This is a genomic window from Massilia violaceinigra (assembly GCF_002752675.1).
Taxonomy (GTDB): domain Bacteria; phylum Pseudomonadota; class Gammaproteobacteria; order Burkholderiales; family Burkholderiaceae_D; genus Telluria_A; species Telluria_A violaceinigra.
This window is the reverse complement of record NZ_CP024608.1, coordinates 3,244,888-3,262,944: the sequence shown is the minus strand read 5'-3', so window position 1 is coordinate 3,262,944 and position 18,057 is coordinate 3,244,888. Positions and strand designations below refer to the sequence as shown.

Sequence of the window (18,057 nt, the reverse complement as noted above, 5' to 3'; positions counted from 1 at the left end):
GGGTTGAATACAAACACGATCCCTGTTTAGTACACAACGGATAACGGCTATTCCGGATTGATGATCATTGCGTACAATCCGGTACCAGCGCTTGGCATGCACACCTTCGTCCCACGCGTGAAGGTGGCGCTCGGGAGCATCGTAGATGCCCGCCACCGGTCCGAATTTGGATGAAGGGCGCTGGTGATGTGCATCGTTTTTCTAAGCTGGAGAGAAAAGGTTATGAGCGGAATTTTCACCCTGTCCATCGAGTGCGTCGGCGGCCGGTATCTTAAAGCACCATATCAGTTCGTGATCGAGGCACCAGTCGAGTTGACGCTGGGCGACTTGGCATCGCGCATCCTGGAGATGGTCGATTTCGACGGCGATCACCTCGACGAGTTCTATCTTGCAAATGGCCTACGCGGCAAGAGGACGTGGTTTACGCCGGACGGTGAATGGGACGAGGACGATGCACACGTAATGGACCTACAGCTATCCGTAGTCTTCCCGCTGCCGAAACACAAGATGCTGTACTATTTTTACGACGTCGGCGCGTCGTGGTGCTTTCAGATCAGTAAGCGGGGCAAGGAAACTAAGTCGCAGCCAGAAATCGATTATCCGTGCATCGTGTCCGAAACGGGCGTGAAGCCGAAGGAGTTCGGTGATGGTGAGGATTGGGATTGACCCTGCTACCTGATCGCGGCGGCAGGGCTCGATGCTCACCGTCGCCACGGGTTACCCATCCAACGATACCGTTTGCACTATTGCCGGAAACTCGGCCAGCACTTCTGGCTGACGCTGTTTTAGAAATCGTGACACGGATTTATTTCCCAGCAGTTTTGTCAGGTATCCTTTGGCGAGAACAAGATTGTGTACGTCTTGTCCGTAGTGTCTGCTCGACCGATTTATACTGGCCCTGGAGATTGCTCATCTCACGTTCCATCCTAGCCATCTGCTCTTGCGTCAATCCGGTGAGCTTTGCCGATTTTTTCCATCAACAAGCATCGTCGCTGGCGTGGCGACCAGCATGGCCTCGGCATATGCAACGGTGTTGGTATTGGCGGAAACCATCAGTTCGACGCATTCGACCTGCCGGGTCGGTTTCATTTGCCGCAGAACGCGTGCGAGGTCTGTTGCGAACTGATGATCCTTGAGCAGTTCGGCGGCTTCGCGGCAAATGCCATTCAATAGAGCCGCCTTCCGCTTGATCGTGCGCGCGTCTACGTTAAGCGCCCGCGCTAGGCGCTCCGACCTTAGGGGTGTTCAATTTTTGGCGTTGCCATAGGTCTGCCTTCGTTCCCAACAAGCAGAATTTGAGCAGTAGGTTTGACGTGGTGCTTGCGCATTGATTGGTCGCATCTTGAGCACGAAAATGGCATGATGCTGGCATTCCAATGCCAAATAGCACTATGCCCGTGATCTCCAGTCAAATTCTCTTTCTCTTCAGTGCCCTTGGCGCCGTCAACGGTTTCTTGCTGGCACTTTACCTGTTCACCCGCCGGACACATCGACTAGCGAACTGCATGCTGGGGGCATTATTGCTGGCGATCAGTGTCCGCACCGGCAAATCGACTTTTTACTATTTCAATCCTGGTATGTCCGCCGAGTTTCTCCAGATCGGTTTGTCGGCCTGCCTTCTCATCGGGCCGCTGACCTACCTGTATCTGCATTGCCATCTCGCGGATTTGGCCGAAAAAGCTGTCGGCCGCCGCTGGCACTTGCATCTCTTGCTGCCAGTAATTTTCATCGCCCTTGGCCTGGCTTTTCCGTTTTCCAGCAACCCATCCATCTGGCGCCATTCCATCCTGGGCATCCATCTCTATTGGTTCTGCTACCTGCTGCTCGCCGGCAGGGAGCTCAGGGCGGCGCGCGCCCGCGCTCTGTTGCCACTCAGTGTTTATTTTGGCAGCTTCCTGATTCTTGTTGCCTATCTCAGCACGCCACTGACATCGTATATCGTCGGCGCGCTGTCGTTCACGTTTTCAATCCACCTGACGATCCTCTCGTTCATCCTGCGCGCCGATACCAAGCCCGACTCTGCCAGGAAGGATCGATATCAAAATAGCAAGCTCGGTGAGGAAGAGGCCAAGGCGCTGCTGGCCGCACTCAACCAGGTCATGGGTGAGCAGCAGTTGTACTTGAATCCAAACCTCAGCCTGGCGCAACTGGCGAAGAAAGTCGGCAATTTGCCAACCACGGTTTCCCAGGTGATCAATGAACGCCTTAATAAGAGTTTTAACCACTACGTCAACGAGTACCGTATCCAGCACGCCAAGCATCTGCTGGTCAATGAAATTCATTTGAATATGGACCTCGTTGCCGAGCGCAGCGGGTTCAATTCCAATTCCACTTTCTTCGCGGCATTCAAGAAAATCACCAGCCAGACGCCGGCCAGCTATCGCACCGCAGTCGGCTCGCGATCGCAGCCAAGCTGAGCCGTTCCCTCCTGCGGAGCGCTCCGAAATCATGATTCCGGAGTCCACAATCATGGTTCACGACCCGAAGTATCAGCAAACGCCCTAAGTTGCTACCTGGCGAAGCGGCAGCCTGCCTCGTCAATATTCTCGATTAATGCGTTTTGCACAATTTAGGGTTAGCTTATGAACCGACATCGTTTCTTGGTCGCCATCCTTGGCGGCTCCCTCCTTCCTGGCCTGTCCGGGCCGGGATTCGCCGCACCTCAACATGGATCAAAAATCCTGTTCATCACGTCAAACCAACATACATATGGCAACACAAAACTGAATACGGCAAATCATTTTGCCGAGATCGTCGTCGCCTACGACATCTTCAAAAAGCACGGTTATGTGGTGGACTTTGTCAGTCCAAGCGGTGGCGCCATTCCGCTGGGCTATATCGAAACATCGAACAAGATCCAGAAGGAATTCCTGTACAACGCGGACTTCATGAGCTTGCTGAAAAACACTCTGAAGCCCGAGCAAATTCGTGCAGCTGACTACAAGGCCGTTTATTACAGCGGCGGCGGTGCGGCCATGTTCGGCGTTGCTGACAATCCCGTGCTGCAGAATATTGCAGTCACAGTCTATGAAAATGGCGGAATCATTTCCGCCGTCTGCCATGGCACTGCAGGCCTGGTCCATCTCAAAAACAGCAACGGCAAGGCGATTTTCTCGAACCGGAAAGTGACTGGCTTCCCCGACATCTTTGAAGATACCAAGGCGCCTTATTACAAGACTTTCCCATTTTCCATCGGCAACGAAATCAGCAAGCACGGCGGAAACTTTGTCTATTCCCAGAAATGGGGCGACAGCTTTTACGTTGTCGACGACACCATCATCACCGGGCAGGACCCCTCCTCCACCGCCGCCGTCGCCGAGCAGGTGATCAAGGCCATCGAGGCGAGGAACCCACGATGAAACGTCACTACCTCACGTCGAAGATTGTCGTCCTCGCCTACCTGGCCTTGTTCACCCTTGCGGCCAAGGCTAGCAATGCGCTTGATCCGGCCACGACCCAGGCCGTTGAACGCATCCTCAGCAATTTCGCTTCACCCGATAAACCCGCACTGGCGATCACCGTCATCAGGGGCGGCAAACCGATACTGGAGAGGGCGCTCGGGAGCGTCGACCTCGAATCCAAAGCCCCTGCCACCGTCGATACCAAATTCCAGGTCGATTCACTGGCATGGGAATTCATTGCCCATGCGGTCTTCATGATGGAAGAACAAGGGAAGGTCACACTGGATGACGACATTCGGCAATACCTGCCGGGACTGCCAGCCTTGGGCAGGAAGATCACGATCAAGCATCTGCTGAGTTCCACCGATGGCCTGTATGGGTATAAGACCCTCCAATCGCTGGCGGGATGGGGCGCCGGCGAACCGGCGCAGTACAAGGACATCGTGCAACTGCTGCAAAGCCAGAAACAAACCAATTTCAATCCGGGTGAAGCGTTTTCGCCTGGCGGCGACACCCGGCTCATCCTGCTGGCGCGGATTGTCGAGGTGGCATCCGGGCAAGCGTTTGACGCATTCTGCAAAAGCCAGATCTTTGTTCCGCTGGGCATGTCAAACACCATATTCGTCTACGGGAGCGGGCGCCCGCTGCAGAACACGGCTGTTCCCTATCGCCTCGATGGCAGCGGCGTCCTGCAGCGTGACGATGGCCCTGTCAATGTCGCAGGCCCGGTCAACCTGTATTCCTCGATCAGGGATATGTCCATCTGGCGCGCCTGGATCGCATCGCCGCCACCTGGCAAGCAGTCGCTGGTCAATAAACTGGGCATGCCAATCCGGCTCGATAATGGCTCGCTCATCAAAGACGTTTCCGGCATTACCACCTTCGGGCAACAGCACGCGGGGCAGGAAAGAGGTCTTCCCAAGGTCTACCGGATCGCCAGCTTTGGCGGCTACGCCAGTTCAGTCTTCCACTTCCCCGGGAATGACCTTGCCGTGGTGGTATTGAGCTCCGGCCTGACCTATAGCGGTTATGTGGGGATGCAGATCGCCAATATCCTGTTAAGCGATCGCTTCCCTGAACCGCCGAACATCGACTACGCGAAAATCAAGGCCGTCGATGTGCCGCCACAGCAACTACAACTGCTGGAGGGAACATATTGGGACGCCACCAGAGGCAGGTCGGCACGCGTGGAAGTCAAGGACAAGGTCTTGCACTACACCCGGCCAGGAGAGACAGAGGGGCGCGTACTGATTCCACTGGACGACTCCAGCTTCCAGATGAAGATTGACGGTGACGATAGCTTTTTCGTCCGCTTCATGGGTAACAAGAAGTCTAAATCCGTGCACTACACCATGAGTGGCAGTGATCCGATCGTATTCGAACAATACACGCCTGTCACTTACACGAAAGATGAACTGGGGCGCTTCGCCGGGACCTTCTACAACAAGGACCTGAATGCCTCCTTTGTACTGGATGCCAGCAGCGGAACGCTTGTTGCCGATAATCGCTCGGGCGGCATTGTGACCTTCAGTTCGATTGGTCCTGACAAGTTTGCCGGGGACAAGCGATTCATGGGCGGGATCACCTTCGTCCGTGGGAAGAAGGGCGAAATCACCGGATTGCGCGTCGTCGTCGATGAAGTCCGGAACCTCGTTTTCCAGAAGCTCCGCGACGATGGCGGCCAGGGAATCTCCGCGCCCTGAACTTGACGGTCTTCTCGACAGCGGCGCCGCCGGACTGCACGAACGCCTGCACACCGCCCAGCAAGCCGTCGCCGAGCGCTGGAAAGAAAAGTGATGAGTAGGACGCCGGTAGACGACGCTGCAAAGACGATCCAGGGAACAATTTGCCAGCAGATGGTCGCTTGGGCGGCGCTAGAAGCGACTGATAAAGCACCGCTTTGGCGTCCGGCCAGCTTGCTGTCGCCGTGAATCTGTTCGATGCCCATTCCCTGCTGCCGCTACAAAACTGCGCCGGCGCGGGGCTCGGATGCCACCGTCTGGAACGAAAGCGCGCGAACGCGAATCATACTCTGAACTTCACATCAGCTTTAACGGATACATCGGCAGCTTTTTCACACCAAGGTGGGGTTGAAAATGTGATGGCGACGAACCCCTTGGTTTAAGTGGTTATTTCGAGATTTGGATTTTCACGCGGCGAAGACGCGCATGAACAGAGGTCGTCTTTGATGTGGTGGGGCTTGGGAAGCTTTTGCTCTACAGTCGCTTCAAGCACAGCGGGCCTGGCTGCGCCGGCGAGGAGTCTCAGCACGGATCGCACGCTACGGCGTCTAGTTACGCGAAAGGCTTGGCCGATGGTGTTGGGTCGTTGAACGCACCTCGGGTGGCTACACCGTTTTCGCACACTGCGCATCCGTTATGAACGACGAGCCGACATCCACCAATCCTTTCTTTCGATTGCCTGCTCACTTATCTGCTGGAGGTACGTCGAGAGGTTTCGTTAGGCGCTCTAAGTCGTGCAGGGAAGGAACCAGCCCGGTAACGAGCGCGGCTGGACATTGCCCTTGCCGGGCGATGTGCCGGCCAGCTGGCTGGACGACCTCCTGCGCCCCTCCAATGCGGGTTTCCGCGGATGTCATCCGGCTACAGCCGGTGAACAAGCCCACCGGGACCGACGGGCAGCCGACGCATCTTCAGCAGACACTAGCCGATGTAATTAAACAGCGATAAACCCGACATGATCTTGAACGATTTCTGCGCCGCTTCAAGCGAGGTCTGCTGCTGCGCGAACTGCGACAGGGCCTTGACCATGTCCAAATCCTGCAGGTTCGACATGGCGGTCTGGTACTGGATGTCGCGGTCCGAGCCGGCGCTGTCGAGGTAATCGAGTTCCTGCATGCGCGAGCCGAACGAGGCGCGCACCGACAGGATGTTGTCGAGCGAGGAACCGAGGTTGGCATTGGCCACGGTCAGGCTGTTGGCCAGCTGGGCCTTGCCGCCGGCGCCGATGGTCGGCTGGCGTAGCGCCGCCACCAGATCGGTGATCGTGGTAAACACCGACTGATTCACGCTCGGCTCGGTGGTGAACTTGTCGCCGTTGGCAGGTTCGCCCTTGACATCAAGCGCCATGCCGTCGAACGCGATCTGCTGCCCGGTCTTGTACGGCTGCGGCGTGGCCACCGCCGGCGGGCGCGGAATCGATTCGTTGGTGGTGGTGTCGGTCACCATGTAGGTCGTCACCGGCGGCGTGGTCGCCGTCACCGCGAAGGTCACGCTGTAATTGTGGCCGGTCAGGGCCGCCTTGTCGGTCACCGTGCCCGGCGAAACCAGGCCCGAACCGGTGTTGCCGGGCGCGGCGCGCGTCTGGAAGTCGCCGTTGCCGGTCATGTTGCGCTCAAAGATGACATTGCCGGTTTCGCTGACCGGCATCGTGCGCGACGAGCCGACCTGCAACTGGCGCTGGCCCTGGTCGCCGTTGTACTGGGCGCCGCCGGCGGTCTGGGTGAACGGCTGGGTGTTGGCGCGGTGGCCGGCAAACAGGTAGCCGCCCACACCATCTTCGGTGTTGGCCACGGCCAGCAAATCCTGCATGCGCGATTCGAGATCGATCGCGATCGCTTCGCGGTCGGGCGGCGTCAGCGAGCCATTGCCGGCGTACACCGAGAGGCGCTGGATTTCCTGCATCAGGGTGGTGGCGCTGGTGAGCGCGCCTTCGACCTGCCCCAGCGAGCTGTTGGCGTTCTGGCGGTTGATCTTGAACTGCTCGTTGACCGAGGCCGACTGGGTCAGTTCGAGCACGCGCGCGGCCGCGACCGGATCGTCGGCGGCCGTCACGAGGCGGCGGTTGGTCGACAGCTGCATCTGGGTCTTGGCCAGCTGGCTCTGCAAACTGCCGAGCTGTCCGATGCCGTTGGCGTAGATGGTGTTTGTGCTGATGCGCATGCTGTTTCCCTCGACTGAACTGCTCAATTACATTGACATTAATTAACGACTGATCGACAGAACCGTATCGAACAAGGTACTGGCCATCTGCATCACCTTGCCGGCCGCCTGGTAGGCTTGCTGGTACTTGAGCAGGTTGGTCGCTTCTTCATCCAGGTTCACGCCCGAGACATCCTGCTGGGCCGCCGTGACCTGCTTGAGCAGGGTATCGCCGGCCTGGCCGTTGACCTGCACTTCGCGCGTCTTGTTGCCGACAAAGCTGACCAGCTCGGCGTAGGCCGACTGGTAGGTGGCCTTGCCGCCATCCAGGATCGGCTTGGTCTGCAGGTTGCCCAGCAGGCGCGCGTTGCGGTTGTCGGCCGTGCCATTCGTATTCGGGCTGACCGTGAAGGTGTCGCCTGCGACCGGGGTGCCGGCAAACTTCAGGTTGACGCCGCCAAAGTTGTAGTTGGCGCCCGCCGTGAAGGGAATCGAGGGGGTGCCGGCCGGATAAGTCGTGGCCACGCCATTCGTGGTGACGGTCACGGCCTGGGTCGCAGGGAAACCCGACAGGCCGGCCGGGGCGCCGCCCACGGTCAGGTTGACCGGCGCCGTCAGCGCATTGCCGGGTGTCAGGTAGGACGCGTCGACATTGCCTTCGCTGATGGTGGCCGTACCCTTGTTGCTGAGCGGCAGGCTGGTGCTGATCGGGGCTGCCGCGGCAATCGAGTTGCGCTCGTTGACCATCATCGCAAAGTCCGAGGCGCCGTTGATGGTCGGGCGCACCAGGAAGCTGTCGCCCGCCGCCGCGCTGCCGGTGACGGTGAAGGCAACGCCATCGATGGTCTGGGGGCCGGTCTGCGGGAACGGGGTGACCGGGAACGGTTTGTTATCCGACAGGCGGGTCACCATGTAATTGGTGCCGTCGTAGCTGACCTTGTAATCGCTCTGGGTCAGCGCGGTGGGGTCGACGATGGCCGCCTGCACATCGGTGGTGCTGCCGACCGCATTGTTGATATTGCGCCCGACCACGGGCACGCCGACCTTGAAGAAGTCGCCGCCCGGATTGCCGGCCCCATCGATACCGAGGCGGTGCTGCGCGTTAAACGTCTGCGCCAGGCCGATGGCTACGCGGCCGAGAGAATTCTGGGTACGGTCGAGGGTGCCGGAACGAAATTCCATCAGGCCGCCCAGTTCGCCACCCGAGAGCGCGCTGTCGGCCAGCACAGTCACTTTGCTGCCGGTCACCAGGCCGACCTGGACCCGGCTCAGATCGGTCGGCGAGGTGGTGGCCGCCAGCTGGAAGGCTTTGTTGCCCACCACCAGCGGCTGGCCGCTGCCGATCGAGACCGTCAGGCTGTTGTTATTGCCGCGCGTGACGGTGGTTTTGACTTCCTTGTTCAGGTCGGCGATGAGCTGGTCGCGCGCATCCATCAGGTCGTTCGGCTCGTTGCCGGTACCGGTGCTGAGCTGGGCGATCTTGTCGTTGAGCTGGCCAATTTGCTGCGCGTAGGAATTGATGACGCCGACCTTGGCCGTGATTTCACTGTTGACGCCCTGGCGGATCTCGGTCAGGCGGTCGTCGATGCCCTGGAAACGCGACACCAGCGACTCGCCGTTCGACAGCACCGCCTGGCGCGACGCGGCCGACGACGGGTTCGAGGCCATGTCCTGCACGCCCTTGAAAAAATCCTGCAGCGCCGGCGACAGGCCCGACGTGGTGTCGGACAACAAGTTGTCTACCTGGCTGATCTGGGCATAAAAGGCGTCGAGCGAGCTGACCTGGGTCTGGGCGGAACGCACCTGGCCGTTCAGGAAACTGTCGGAATAGCGCTTGATCTGCTCCACTTCGGTGCCGCTGCCCATGAAACCGTAGCCATAGCCCTGGGCGATGCCACTGGCCTGGACCACCGTCTGGCGGCTGTAGCCGGCCACATTGGCGTTGGCGATATTGTGTCCGGTCGTGGACAAACCCACTTGCGCTGCGAACAGACCGGTCTTGCCGATGTTGAGGAGATTTCCAGACATGATGGGGTTTCTTTCCTTGAATAACTCTATCTACGGCAGATTCTGGAGAAACTTGAGCGGGCCGAGGCAGGCCGGGCCGGGCCGCGCAGGGCCGCGCCGCGAAAGCCCCGGCCGCGTCAGGCCGCCCACACCCGGGCGCCGAGGCCCGGTCAGGCCAGATTGCGCTGGATAATCTTGGTCAGCTTGGCCGCGTACAGGGGATCGGTGGCGTAGCCGGCCTTTTGCAAGCCTTGGGCGAATCCGGCCGCATCCTGGGAGTTGGCCAGTACTTTCTCGTAGCGCGGGTTATTCGTGATCAGTTTCGCGTAATCCTTGAAACTGTCGGCATATGAATCGTAGGCGCGGAATTTCTCGACCCGGGTCTGCGGCTTGCCGTTGACGTACTCGGTTGTGACCGCCGTGGCAACCTTGCCAGTCCAGCCAGGGCCGGCCTTGATGCCGAACAGGTTGTGGCTGGTGCCGCCGTCGGCGTTGCGGATCTCGCGCTTGCCCCAGCCCGACTCGAGCGCGGCCTGGCCCAGCATGAACTTGGCTGGAATGCCGGTGGCGCGCGAGGCTTCGTCGGCATGGGCGCCGAGTTTTTCCTGGAAAGCGCGCACGTGCGGCGACTGCGGCCGTCCGCTCGCGCTGATGCCCGGCACCGATGGCGTCGATGGCATCGATGGCGCCGCCGGCGTGAGCAGCGCGCCGGGCGACTTGACCATTTCGCCGGCATCGCGCCCCGGCGGCATGGCGATGCGCTTGGCGGGCTGGTCGCCGGCAATCGCTATCGGCTGGGCCGGCTGGGCCAGCACATCGCCGTTGATCGCCAGCGCCTGCGCATTGGCGGTCTGGGTGCTCAGCTGGCGGATCAGCACATCGGCCAGGCCGACCCCGCGCTTGGCCAGGTTTTGGCTCATCTGCTGGTCGAGCATGGTGGTAAAGGTCTTGGTTTGCTGGCTGTCGAGCATGCCTTCACCCTGGGGCGTGGCGTCGCGCATGCTTTTCATCATCATGTTGATGAACATCGCCTCGAACTGGGTCGAGGCCGTTTTCAGCGCCTCCGGGGAGCCGGCCTTGGCCGACTGCTTGAGCCCGCCCAGGGCATTGGTGTCGAGGGCAAGCTTGCTGCTCAGGTCGTTCGATGGGCCGATCATGATGGCGTCCTCAGATGATTTCGAGTTCGGCGCGCAGCGATCCGGCCGCTTTCAGCGCCTGCAGGATCGAGAGCAAGTCTTGCGGCGAGGCCCCGATGGCATTCATGGCCTTGACCACTTCGGCCAGCGACGCGCCGCCCTTGACCATGACCACCTTGCCCGGGTCTTTCTTGACTTCGACCTGGGTGTTCTGCGTGACCACGGTCTGGCCGCCCGAGAACGGCCCCGGCTGGTTCACTTGCGGATCGGAACTGATCGTCACCGACAGGTTGCCGTGCGAAATCGCGCAGGTGTCCAGGGTCACGGTCTGGTTCATCACCACCGAGCCGGTACGGGCGTTCATGATGACCTTCGCGGCCAGTTTGGACGGGTTCACTTCCAGCCCTTCCAGGATGCCGATGAACGCCACCCGCTGGTCGCTCGACGAGGGCGAGCGCACGCGGATCACGCGCCCGTCGAGGGCGGTGGCGATATCCGGGCCGAAATGGTTATTGATCGCTTCGACCACCCGGGCCACGGTGGAAAAGTCGGTAGTGTTCAGTTCCAGGCGGATCTGGTTGTTCTCGCCCAGGTTCGAGGCGACGGCGCGCTCGACCGTGGCACCGCCCGAAATCTTGCCCACCGACAGATGGTTGACCTGTACCTGCGCGCCGCCGGCCTGGGCGCCGACGCCGCCGACCAGCACATTGCCCTGCGCCATGGCGTAGACCTGGTTATCGGCCCCTTGCAGCGGCGTCATGATCAGGGTGCCGCCGCGCAAGCTCTTGGCGTTACCGATGGACGAGACCGTGATATCGATGGTCTGGCCGGGCTGGGCAAATGCCGGCAGCGAGGCGGTGACCATGACCGCGGCCACGTTCTTGAGCTGCAGGCTGGTGCCGGGCGGCATGTTCACGCCTTTCGCCTGCAGCATCGAGACGATCGACTGCACCGTGAACGGGGTCTGGGTGGTCTGGTCGCCGCTGCCGTCGAGGCCGACGACGATGCCGTAGCCGCTCAGCTGATTCTGGCGCACGCCGGCGATCGTGGTCAGGTCTTTCAGGCGTTCGGCCTGGACGGCCTGCGGAAGCAGGGTCAGCGACAAAGCCAGGGCAGCGGTTTTCAGGAATGCACGCATGAATATTCCGATCAGAATGGCAGCAGGGACTGGAAGAAACGCGACACCATCGCCGTCACTTCGGCGCGGTCGATCTGGCTGTTGGTGCGGTACTCGACGCGCGCATCGGCCACCTGGGTCGACGAGACGGTGTTGCCGGTGCCAATGTTGTCGGGGCTGATCATGCCGGAGAAGCGGATGAACTCGATGCCCTTGTTCATGGCGACCTGCTTCTCGCCGGCCACGATCAGGTTCCCGTTCGGCAGCACTTCGGTGACGGTCACGCCGATGGTGCCGGTGAAGGTGTTGCTGGCGCTCTGGTTGTCCGAATCGGAAAACTTGTTGGCGCCCTCGACCCCGACGCTGGCCCCGAACACGTTCTTGATCACGCCAGGGGCGGCGAAGCTGGCCGAGCCGGACTTGTTACCCGAGCTGGCGCCGGCTTTCACGGCCGAGGTTTTCTCGATGATATTAATGGTCAGCATGTCGCCGATGTGACGCGCGCGACGGTCTTCGAACAGCGGACGGTATTGGGAACGCTGGTAGATGGCGCCGTTGGCGGGCGCGCTCTCCTCGGCCATGAGGGGACGCGCGCTGGTGGGCCGCTGCACGATCGAGCTTGGGGTGGCGGCGCAACCGGCCAGCGCCAGCAGGGAAACGATGAGGAATGGCTTCATGAATAATCTCCTGAGGGCTTAGAGCTGCGACAGTTTTTGCAGCATCTGGTCGGACGTCGTGATCGCCTTGCTGTTGATCTCGTAGGCGCGCTGGGTCTGGATCATGTTGACCATTTCCTCGACCACGTTCACGTTCGAGGTTTCCACGTAGCCTTGCAGCAGCACACCGGCGCCGTTGGTGCCCGGGGTATTGGTGTTGGCGTTCCCCGAGGCACCGGTTTCCACGTACAGGTTTTCGCCTTTCGATTCCAGCCCGGCCGGGTTGACGAAGGTGGTCAGTTGCAGGCTGCCGATCTGGGATGGCGCGTTGGTGCCCGGCAGGGTCACCGACACGGTGCCGTCGCGCCCGACGGTGAGCGACTGGGCATTGGCCGGCACCGTGATGGCCGGCTGGACCACGAAGCCGGACGAGGTGACCAGCTGGCCGTTGGAGTCGCTCTGGAAGGAGCCATCGCGGGTGTAGGCGGCGGTACCGTCGGGCATGAGCACCGAAAAGAAACCGGCGCCGTTGACCATCACGTCTTTCGAGTTGCCGGTCTGCTGGGGGTTGCCCTGGGTATGGATGCGTTCGACCGCGACGGCGCGCACGCCGGTACCGATCTGCTGGCCCGAAGGCAGCTGGGTTTGTTGCGAGGATTGGGCGCCTGGCTGGCGGACATTTTGGTACAGCAAATCTTCGAACACGGCGCGGCTGCGTTTGAAGCCGTTGGTGCTGACGTTGGCCAGGTTATTGGTGATGACGTCCAGGTTGGTCTGCTGCGCTTCCAGGCCGGTCTTGGCGATAAAAAGGGAACGAATCATGGTCTTCTCCAGTAACGGCGGCCGGCGAACATCGCCACGCACCGATCAATGAAGAGATTATGCGCGCCCTTGTGTTATCCCAAAGCGAGGATCTGGGTGGCTTTCGCCGCGTTGTTCTCGGCATTCTTCATCAGGCTCATTTGCAGTTCGAACGAGCGGGCCAGGGAAATCATGGTCACCATGGCATCGACCGGGCTGACGTTGGAGCCTTCGAGGGCGCCGCCGGCGACTGCCACTTGCGGGTCGGCCGGGGCAGCGGTGCCGTTCTTGAGGCGGAACAGGCCATCGTCGCCGCGCACCAGGTCCTGCTCGGGCGGGTTGACCAGTTTCAGGCGGCCGAGTACGGTGGGCGCGCCCGGCTTGGTGGTGGTGGCGATGGTGGAAATGGTACCGTCGCCGCCGATGGACACGGACACTTCGGGCGGTACGGTAATGGGGCCGCCGTCGCCCTGGATGGTGAAGCCGGCGGTGTTGGTGAGCAAACCGTTTTCATTCATTTGCAGGGCGCCGTTGCGGGTGTAGGCTTCGGTGCCGTCGGGCATTTGCACGGCGAGGAAACCTTTGCCCTTGAGGGCGACGTCGAGGTCGCGCCCGGTCAATTGCAGGGGGCCGGAGGAAAAATCGGAGCTGACCGTGGCGTTGACGACGAACGCGCGCGTGGGCAGGGGCAGGTTTTCCCCGACGATCGGCACGGCGCGGAAGGCATCGATCTGGGCGCGGAAACCGGTCGTGGTGACATTGGCCAGGTTGTGCGAGGTGGTGGCCTGCTGCTCCAGGATGTGCTTGGCGCCGCTGGCGGCTGTGTAGATGAGTCTATCCATGATTTTTCCTTAAAGCGTGCCCTACTGACGTTCCCGCCACCCACACCCGTCTCTCCGCCAACATCCCGTCGTTCCCGCGCAGGCGGGAACCCAAGTACGCGCCGGCGACGCGAAGAAACTGGGGTTCCCGCCTGCGCGGGAACGACGAGCTAGCTATTAACGCAGGTTGACCAGCGTCTGCAGCACCGAATCCTGCGTCTTGATGGTCTGCGCATTGGCCTGATAAACCCGCTGCGCCGTGATCATATTGACCAGTTCCGCCGTCAAATCCACGTTTGAATTTTCCACCGCCGACGCTTGCAAATTGCCGAAACTGCCAGAATTCGGCGTGCCGATCAGCGGCGAGCCCGAGGTTGGCGTTTGCGCCCACGCATTGTTACCCAGCGGTTGCAGCCCGTTCGGATTGGAGAAATTGGCCAGCACGACCTGTCCCAGCGGACGCGATTCGCCATTGCTGTACTGTCCCAGGATGGTGCCGTCGGGACCGGCCGAGAAACGCTGCAGGCTGCCGGCCGTATAGCCGTCCTGGCTCGACAGCTTCTCTTCCGTGGCGTCGCCGTACTGGGTCGAGCCGGCGAAGTGCAGATCGAATTCGATGGTCGGCTTGGCACCGGTCAGCGGGAATACCGGCAACTCGATCGTCAGCGGCAGGGTCTGCGGCGCCATGGCAGCATTGCTCAGCACGCCATTGACGTCGAAATTGAGGTGTCCGACGCTCACGGCCGGCACCTTGACGGCGGCGGCGATCAGCTTGTCGATCTCGGCCGGCGTGGTGCCGGGGATGCCGCCGGCGCTGGTGGCGGCGGTGGTAATCGCGGTCTGCTGGGCCGGCGTGGCGCCGGCGGTGCCGGCGGCAGCGGCCACGGCGGCGCCAGCGGCGGTGGCGTACGCGGCAGCAGCAGCGGCCATGTTACCCGGCGGCACGCTGGTGGCGGCGGTCTGGAAGGCGTCGCGCGCGGTACCGGCGGCGGCATCGGTCTGCGCGGCGGCGGCGACGGCCTGGTTGGTCATTTCAACCCCGTCGGAGCCAACGTACACATCCCACGCGCCGGGACCGGTCTTGACGTAGTAGGTCGACATCACGTGCGAATTGCCCAGGCTGTCGAACACGTCGATTGAGGTCTGCTTGTTGTACGTTTCCGGATCGGTCGCATCGAACGGCACGGTTTTCGGCAGCGGGCTGCGCGAATCGAGGTTGAGCTTGGTATCGACGCGGGACGTTTCCAGCGGATTCATGTCGCTGTTGTCGATCTTGAGGGGAATCGGCGAACCGGTCAGGATGTTGCCGGCCTCGCTGACGCCATAACCGGTCAGCTTGGCGCCCTGGGCATTGACCACGAAACCGTTCTTGTCGAGCGAGAACTGGCCGTTGCGCGAATACTGCACGTCGCCGTTGACATCGGTGCGGAAAAAGCCGGCACCGTTGATGGCGATGTCGAGCGGGTTGTTCGAGCTTTCGATATTGCCCTGGGTGAACTGCTGGGCGATCTGCGCCACTTTCACGCCGATCCCGGCCTGGTTGCCGCCGGCGCCATTGAGCGAATTGGCGTACACGTCGGCAAACTGCGCCTGCGAACCCTTGAAACCGACGGTGCTGGCGTTGGCGATGTTGTTGCCGATAACGTCGAGCGATTTGGCTGCGCCATTCAAGCCGCTAAGTCCTTGTTGAAACGACATGGTGTTTCTCCTAAAAAGTATAAGTAGTAGCGGCTTGGTTACAGAATTTGCTTGACGTCGGTCATTGCCACGACGCCCCGCGAAGGTAGATTCAGTTTGACGCCATCCTTGGCGCTGGTGGTGACGCTGGCGACCGTGTCGAACGACAGGGCCTTGGCATCTTTTAAGACTTCACCGCCGCGCTCGGCGACGACACGAATCAGGTAATTGCCATCCTTGAGGGCGATCGGTTTGCCGGCCGCATCGAGTTTGGTCGGGTCGACCACGCCGTCCCAGGCGATCGGCACGGTGCCGGCCGGCTGCTGGCCGAGGTCGATGGTCTGGATATCCTTGCCGGTCTTCGGGTCGGTGATGATCATCTGCACCTTGTCGGCCGCGCTGTCCAGGTGGACGCCCATGATGCCCTTGCCGCCGGCCAGGGTCACGCCATTGCCTCCCACCAGCACGCCGTGGCCGATCAGGTTGGCGGCTTGCAAGCCTTCCGACGACTGGTAGCTCGACTTGAGCGATTCCATGGTCGTGTTCAGCTTGTTGACGCCGGTCACCGTCGACAGCTGGGCCAGCTGGCTGGTGATCTGGGCATTGTCGAGCGGATTCATCGGATCCTGGTTCTTGAGCTGGGTGACCAGCAGGGTCATGAACTTGTTGGTGTCCGCCTCGACGCTGCCTTCGACCGCCTTGGGCTTCTTGGGATTGACGGAATTGAGCAAGTCTTGCGACATCACGGGTGCATTGGAATTAACGGTTGCCATGGCGGTTTCTCAGTTTATTACTCAGGTTATTGACCAATGGTCAACGTTTTCATCAACAGCGACTTGGCCGCGTTCATGGTTTCGACGTTGGTCTGGTAAGAACGCGAGGCCGACAGCATGTTGACCATCTCGTCGACGACGTTTACGTTCGGCATGGCCACATAACCCTTGTCGTCCGCCATCGGATGCTTGGGGTCGTACACCTGCTTGAGCGGGGAAGGATCTTCGATCACTTCGCGCACCTTGACGCCGGTGCCGCCGCCTTCGGTCGGGACCGCCTCGAACACGACCTGCTTGGCACGGTAAGCCTCGCCGCTGGCGCTGGTGGCGCTGTCGGCGTTGGCCAGGTTGCTGGCGGTGGTGTTCAGACGCTGGGCCTGGGCGCTCATGGCCGAGCCGGATACGTTAAAGATATTAAATAGCGACATGATTACTGGCCTCCCTGGATCGCCGTGCTCATGCCGCGGATCTGCATGTTGATGAAGGTCACCGCCGCTTCGTAACGCAGGGCATTGTCGGCAAACTGGTTGCGCTCGACATCCATGTCGACCGTGTTGCCGTCGACCGCGCCCTGGGCCGGGGTGCGGTACAGCAGCGGGGTGCCGTTCGCCAGCACGTCGCCCTTGAGGGCGCCGGTCGGCATGTGGGCCGGGGCGGTTTGCTTGAGCACGCCGGCCGGCGGGGTGGTCTTGGCCATCACGCCTTGCAGGGCGCTGGCGAAGTCGATATCGCGCGCCTTGTAGTTAGGCGTATCCGCATTCGCGATGTTTGACGCCAGCAATTCCTGGCGTTGCGAGCGCAGGCTCAGGGCCGTCTCGTTAAAGCGCATGTAATCGTCGAGTTTGCCAATCATGTCGTGCTCCGCATCTGTCGACTGCCTCCGGGTTGGCGGCAATGTACTTGTGATGACAGGAAGAATCATACGGGCCGTGCTGCCGGCCCAATCGAACGATAAGGAACATCAAAACACGGCTATTCGGAAGTTCGGCAACGTCGCGTGAAGTCTATGATGCTCTCATTCCTGAAAGCAATCTATATGAAAATTGCCCTAATTACTGCCTTCTTGCTTGCGTCACAATGTTGCTTCGTGCCACCGGCCGCCGCCCAGGCAGCGGCCACCCCGGCGCTGGCACTGCAGGACCCGGCCGCGTTAAAGCGCGTGGCTGAAGCGTTTTTGCAAGCCCAGAGCGCGGCGCTGGCGGGGGAAGTGACTGTCACGGTCGGCCCCATCAACCAGCGCATGAGCCTGGCTTCTTGCCCTGCACCCCAGGCATTCCAGCAGCCGGGCGCGCGCACTTGGGGAAAAACCACGGTCGGCGTGCGCTGTACTGCGCCGGTCGCGTGGAAGGTGTATATTCAGGCCCAAGTGAGCGTGGTAACGGATTATGTGGCCACCGCGGTGCCGCTGGCTCAGGGCCAGACAATTGAACAATCGCAATTAGTGTTGCTAAGAGGCGACATTTCAGCGATGCCCAACGGGATCGTCACCGACATGGGGCAAGCTGTCGGACGTACCAGCACGGTATCGCTGGCCTCCGGTGCGCCCTTGCGGCTCGACGCCCTGCGCGGCAAGCAGGTGGTGCAGCAGGGACAGCTGGTCAGGGTGGTATCGACCGGCAACGGGTTCCGGGTCTCGGCCGAAGCGCGCGCGATTGGCAACGCCAGCGATGGCCAGGTGGTCCAGGTAAGGACCCCGGCCGGCGCCATCCTCAGCGGCGTGGCCAAGGCCGGCGGGCTGGTCGAGGTGGTGTTTTAGGCAAGGGGTACAAACTCCCGCCGGAAAGCGC

At 61.0% G+C, this 18,057-nt stretch carries 16 protein-coding genes and 2 pseudogenes; 6 read left to right on the top strand and 12 right to left on the bottom strand.

Annotation, left to right across the window (positions count from 1 at the left end; all coding sequences use genetic code 11):
• Window positions 1–222 precede the first annotated feature (222 nt).
• A complete protein-coding gene (locus tag CR152_RS14755) occupies window positions 223–666 on the top strand; it encodes an IS1096 element passenger TnpR family protein (RefSeq protein WP_157778489.1) in 444 nt (147 codons plus the stop codon).
• 51 nt (window positions 667–717) lie between these two features.
• Here the strand turns inward: CR152_RS14755 and CR152_RS14750 are convergent.
• Window positions 718–1,230 (bottom strand): annotated as a pseudogene (locus CR152_RS14750) (plasmid partitioning protein RepB C-terminal domain-containing protein); the annotation flags it as partial.
• 146 nt (window positions 1,231–1,376) lie between these two features.
• On the opposite strand from CR152_RS14750, the gene CR152_RS14745 reads away from it, so the two are divergent.
• The 4 genes and pseudogenes from CR152_RS14745 to CR152_RS34185 form a co-directional block, all read left to right on the top strand.
• Complete coding sequence (locus CR152_RS14745; protein WP_099875587.1) at window positions 1,377–2,417, top strand: helix-turn-helix domain-containing protein; 1,041 nt, start codon at window positions 1,377–1,379, stop codon at window positions 2,415–2,417.
• Window positions 2,418–2,582: 165 nt separating this feature from the next.
• The gene (locus CR152_RS14740; RefSeq protein ID WP_099875586.1) at window positions 2,583–3,359 is read left to right on the top strand and encodes a type 1 glutamine amidotransferase domain-containing protein; all 777 of its coding nucleotides are present in this window, start codon (window positions 2,583–2,585) and stop codon (window positions 3,357–3,359) included.
• Complete coding sequence (locus CR152_RS14735) at window positions 3,356–5,104, top strand: serine hydrolase domain-containing protein (protein WP_157778487.1); 1,749 nt, start codon at window positions 3,356–3,358, stop codon at window positions 5,102–5,104. Before CR152_RS14740 ends, CR152_RS14735 begins: the two co-directional genes overlap by 4 nt.
• A 603-nt stretch (window positions 5,105–5,707) precedes the next feature.
• Window positions 5,708–5,865 (top strand): annotated as a pseudogene (locus CR152_RS34185) (IS5/IS1182 family transposase); the annotation flags it as partial.
• 199 nt (window positions 5,866–6,064) lie between these two features.
• Here the strand turns inward: CR152_RS34185 and flgL are convergent.
• The 11 genes from flgL to flgB all read right to left on the bottom strand — a co-directional run bounded on the left by flgL (window position 6,065) and on the right by flgB (window position 17,123).
• Window positions 6,065–7,303, bottom strand: a complete 1,239-nt coding sequence (flgL, locus tag CR152_RS14730) for a flagellar hook-associated protein FlgL (RefSeq protein ID WP_099875584.1) — start codon at window positions 7,301–7,303, stop codon at window positions 6,065–6,067.
• 42 nt (window positions 7,304–7,345) lie between these two features.
• Window positions 7,346–9,310, bottom strand: coding sequence for a flagellar hook-associated protein FlgK (gene flgK, locus CR152_RS14725; protein WP_099875583.1), 1,965 nt, complete (start codon window positions 9,308–9,310; stop codon window positions 7,346–7,348).
• Between the two features lie 149 nt (window positions 9,311–9,459).
• The gene (gene flgJ / locus CR152_RS14720; RefSeq protein ID WP_099875582.1) at window positions 9,460–10,446 is read right to left on the bottom strand and encodes a flagellar assembly peptidoglycan hydrolase FlgJ; all 987 of its coding nucleotides are present in this window, start codon (window positions 10,444–10,446) and stop codon (window positions 9,460–9,462) included.
• A gap of 10 nt (window positions 10,447–10,456) precedes the next feature.
• A complete protein-coding gene (locus tag CR152_RS14715; RefSeq protein ID WP_099875581.1) occupies window positions 10,457–11,563 on the bottom strand; it encodes a flagellar basal body P-ring protein FlgI in 1,107 nt (368 codons plus the stop codon).
• Between the two features lie 11 nt (window positions 11,564–11,574).
• Window positions 11,575–12,219: a flagellar basal body L-ring protein FlgH gene (locus CR152_RS14710; protein ID WP_099875580.1), complete on the bottom strand. Its 645-nt coding sequence runs from the start codon at window positions 12,217–12,219 to the stop codon at window positions 11,575–11,577.
• Between the two features lie 18 nt (window positions 12,220–12,237).
• On the bottom strand, window positions 12,238–13,020 hold the full coding sequence (gene flgG / locus CR152_RS14705; RefSeq protein WP_099875579.1) for a flagellar basal-body rod protein FlgG: 783 nt from the start codon (window positions 13,018–13,020) through the stop codon (window positions 12,238–12,240).
• A gap of 74 nt (window positions 13,021–13,094) precedes the next feature.
• On the bottom strand, window positions 13,095–13,841 hold the full coding sequence (gene flgF / locus CR152_RS14700) for a flagellar basal-body rod protein FlgF (protein ID WP_099875578.1): 747 nt from the start codon (window positions 13,839–13,841) through the stop codon (window positions 13,095–13,097).
• A gap of 156 nt (window positions 13,842–13,997) precedes the next feature.
• Window positions 13,998–15,518, bottom strand: coding sequence for a flagellar hook protein FlgE (locus CR152_RS14695; protein ID WP_099875577.1), 1,521 nt, complete (start codon window positions 15,516–15,518; stop codon window positions 13,998–14,000).
• Between the two features lie 38 nt (window positions 15,519–15,556).
• Window positions 15,557–16,270 carry a flagellar hook assembly protein FlgD gene (locus CR152_RS14690; protein ID WP_099875576.1) on the bottom strand — a complete coding sequence of 238 codons (714 nt, stop codon included), beginning with the start codon at window positions 16,268–16,270 and terminating at the stop codon, window positions 15,557–15,559.
• Window positions 16,271–16,296: 26 nt separating this feature from the next.
• Window positions 16,297–16,698, bottom strand: coding sequence for a flagellar basal body rod protein FlgC (gene flgC, locus CR152_RS14685; protein ID WP_099875575.1), 402 nt, complete (start codon window positions 16,696–16,698; stop codon window positions 16,297–16,299).
• A gap of 2 nt (window positions 16,699–16,700) precedes the next feature.
• The gene (gene flgB / locus CR152_RS14680; protein ID WP_099875574.1) at window positions 16,701–17,123 is read right to left on the bottom strand and encodes a flagellar basal body rod protein FlgB; all 423 of its coding nucleotides are present in this window, start codon (window positions 17,121–17,123) and stop codon (window positions 16,701–16,703) included.
• Between the two features lie 183 nt (window positions 17,124–17,306).
• On the opposite strand from flgB, the gene flgA reads away from it, so the two are divergent.
• Window positions 17,307–18,026 carry a flagellar basal body P-ring formation chaperone FlgA gene (gene flgA, locus CR152_RS14675; protein WP_099882341.1) on the top strand — a complete coding sequence of 240 codons (720 nt, stop codon included), beginning with the start codon at window positions 17,307–17,309 and terminating at the stop codon, window positions 18,024–18,026.
• Window positions 18,027–18,057: the final 31 nt, after the last annotated feature.

Excerpts from the sequence above, each read along its gene's own strand:
- CR152_RS14745 (WP_099875587.1), top strand. The coding sequence starts at position 1,377 with ATGCCAAATAGCACTATGCCCGTGATCTCCAGTCAAATTCTCTTTCTC.
- flgB (WP_099875574.1), bottom strand. The coding sequence starts at position 17,123 with ATGATTGGCAAACTCGACGATTACATGCGCTTTAACGAGACGGCCCTG.
- flgA (WP_099882341.1), top strand. The coding sequence starts at position 17,307 with ATGAAAATTGCCCTAATTACTGCCTTCTTGCTTGCGTCACAATGTTGC.
- flgK (WP_099875583.1), bottom strand. The coding sequence starts at position 9,310 with ATGTCTGGAAATCTCCTCAACATCGGCAAGACCGGTCTGTTCGCAGCG.
- CR152_RS14695 (WP_099875577.1), bottom strand. The coding sequence starts at position 15,518 with ATGTCGTTTCAACAAGGACTTAGCGGCTTGAATGGCGCAGCCAAATCG.
- CR152_RS14690 (WP_099875576.1), bottom strand. The coding sequence starts at position 16,270 with ATGGCAACCGTTAATTCCAATGCACCCGTGATGTCGCAAGACTTGCTC.
- flgF (WP_099875578.1), bottom strand. The coding sequence starts at position 13,841 with ATGGATAGACTCATCTACACAGCCGCCAGCGGCGCCAAGCACATCCTG.
- CR152_RS14715 (WP_099875581.1), bottom strand. The coding sequence starts at position 11,563 with ATGCGTGCATTCCTGAAAACCGCTGCCCTGGCTTTGTCGCTGACCCTG.
- flgJ (WP_099875582.1), bottom strand. The coding sequence starts at position 10,446 with ATGATCGGCCCATCGAACGACCTGAGCAGCAAGCTTGCCCTCGACACC.
- CR152_RS14755 (WP_157778489.1), top strand. The coding sequence starts at position 223 with ATGAGCGGAATTTTCACCCTGTCCATCGAGTGCGTCGGCGGCCGGTAT.
- flgC (WP_099875575.1), bottom strand. The coding sequence starts at position 16,698 with ATGTCGCTATTTAATATCTTTAACGTATCCGGCTCGGCCATGAGCGCC.
- CR152_RS14740 (WP_099875586.1), top strand. The coding sequence starts at position 2,583 with ATGAACCGACATCGTTTCTTGGTCGCCATCCTTGGCGGCTCCCTCCTT.
- CR152_RS14735 (WP_157778487.1), top strand. The coding sequence starts at position 3,356 with ATGAAACGTCACTACCTCACGTCGAAGATTGTCGTCCTCGCCTACCTG.
- flgL (WP_099875584.1), bottom strand. The coding sequence starts at position 7,303 with ATGCGCATCAGCACAAACACCATCTACGCCAACGGCATCGGACAGCTC.
- CR152_RS14710 (WP_099875580.1), bottom strand. The coding sequence starts at position 12,219 with ATGAAGCCATTCCTCATCGTTTCCCTGCTGGCGCTGGCCGGTTGCGCC.
- flgG (WP_099875579.1), bottom strand. The coding sequence starts at position 13,020 with ATGATTCGTTCCCTTTTTATCGCCAAGACCGGCCTGGAAGCGCAGCAG.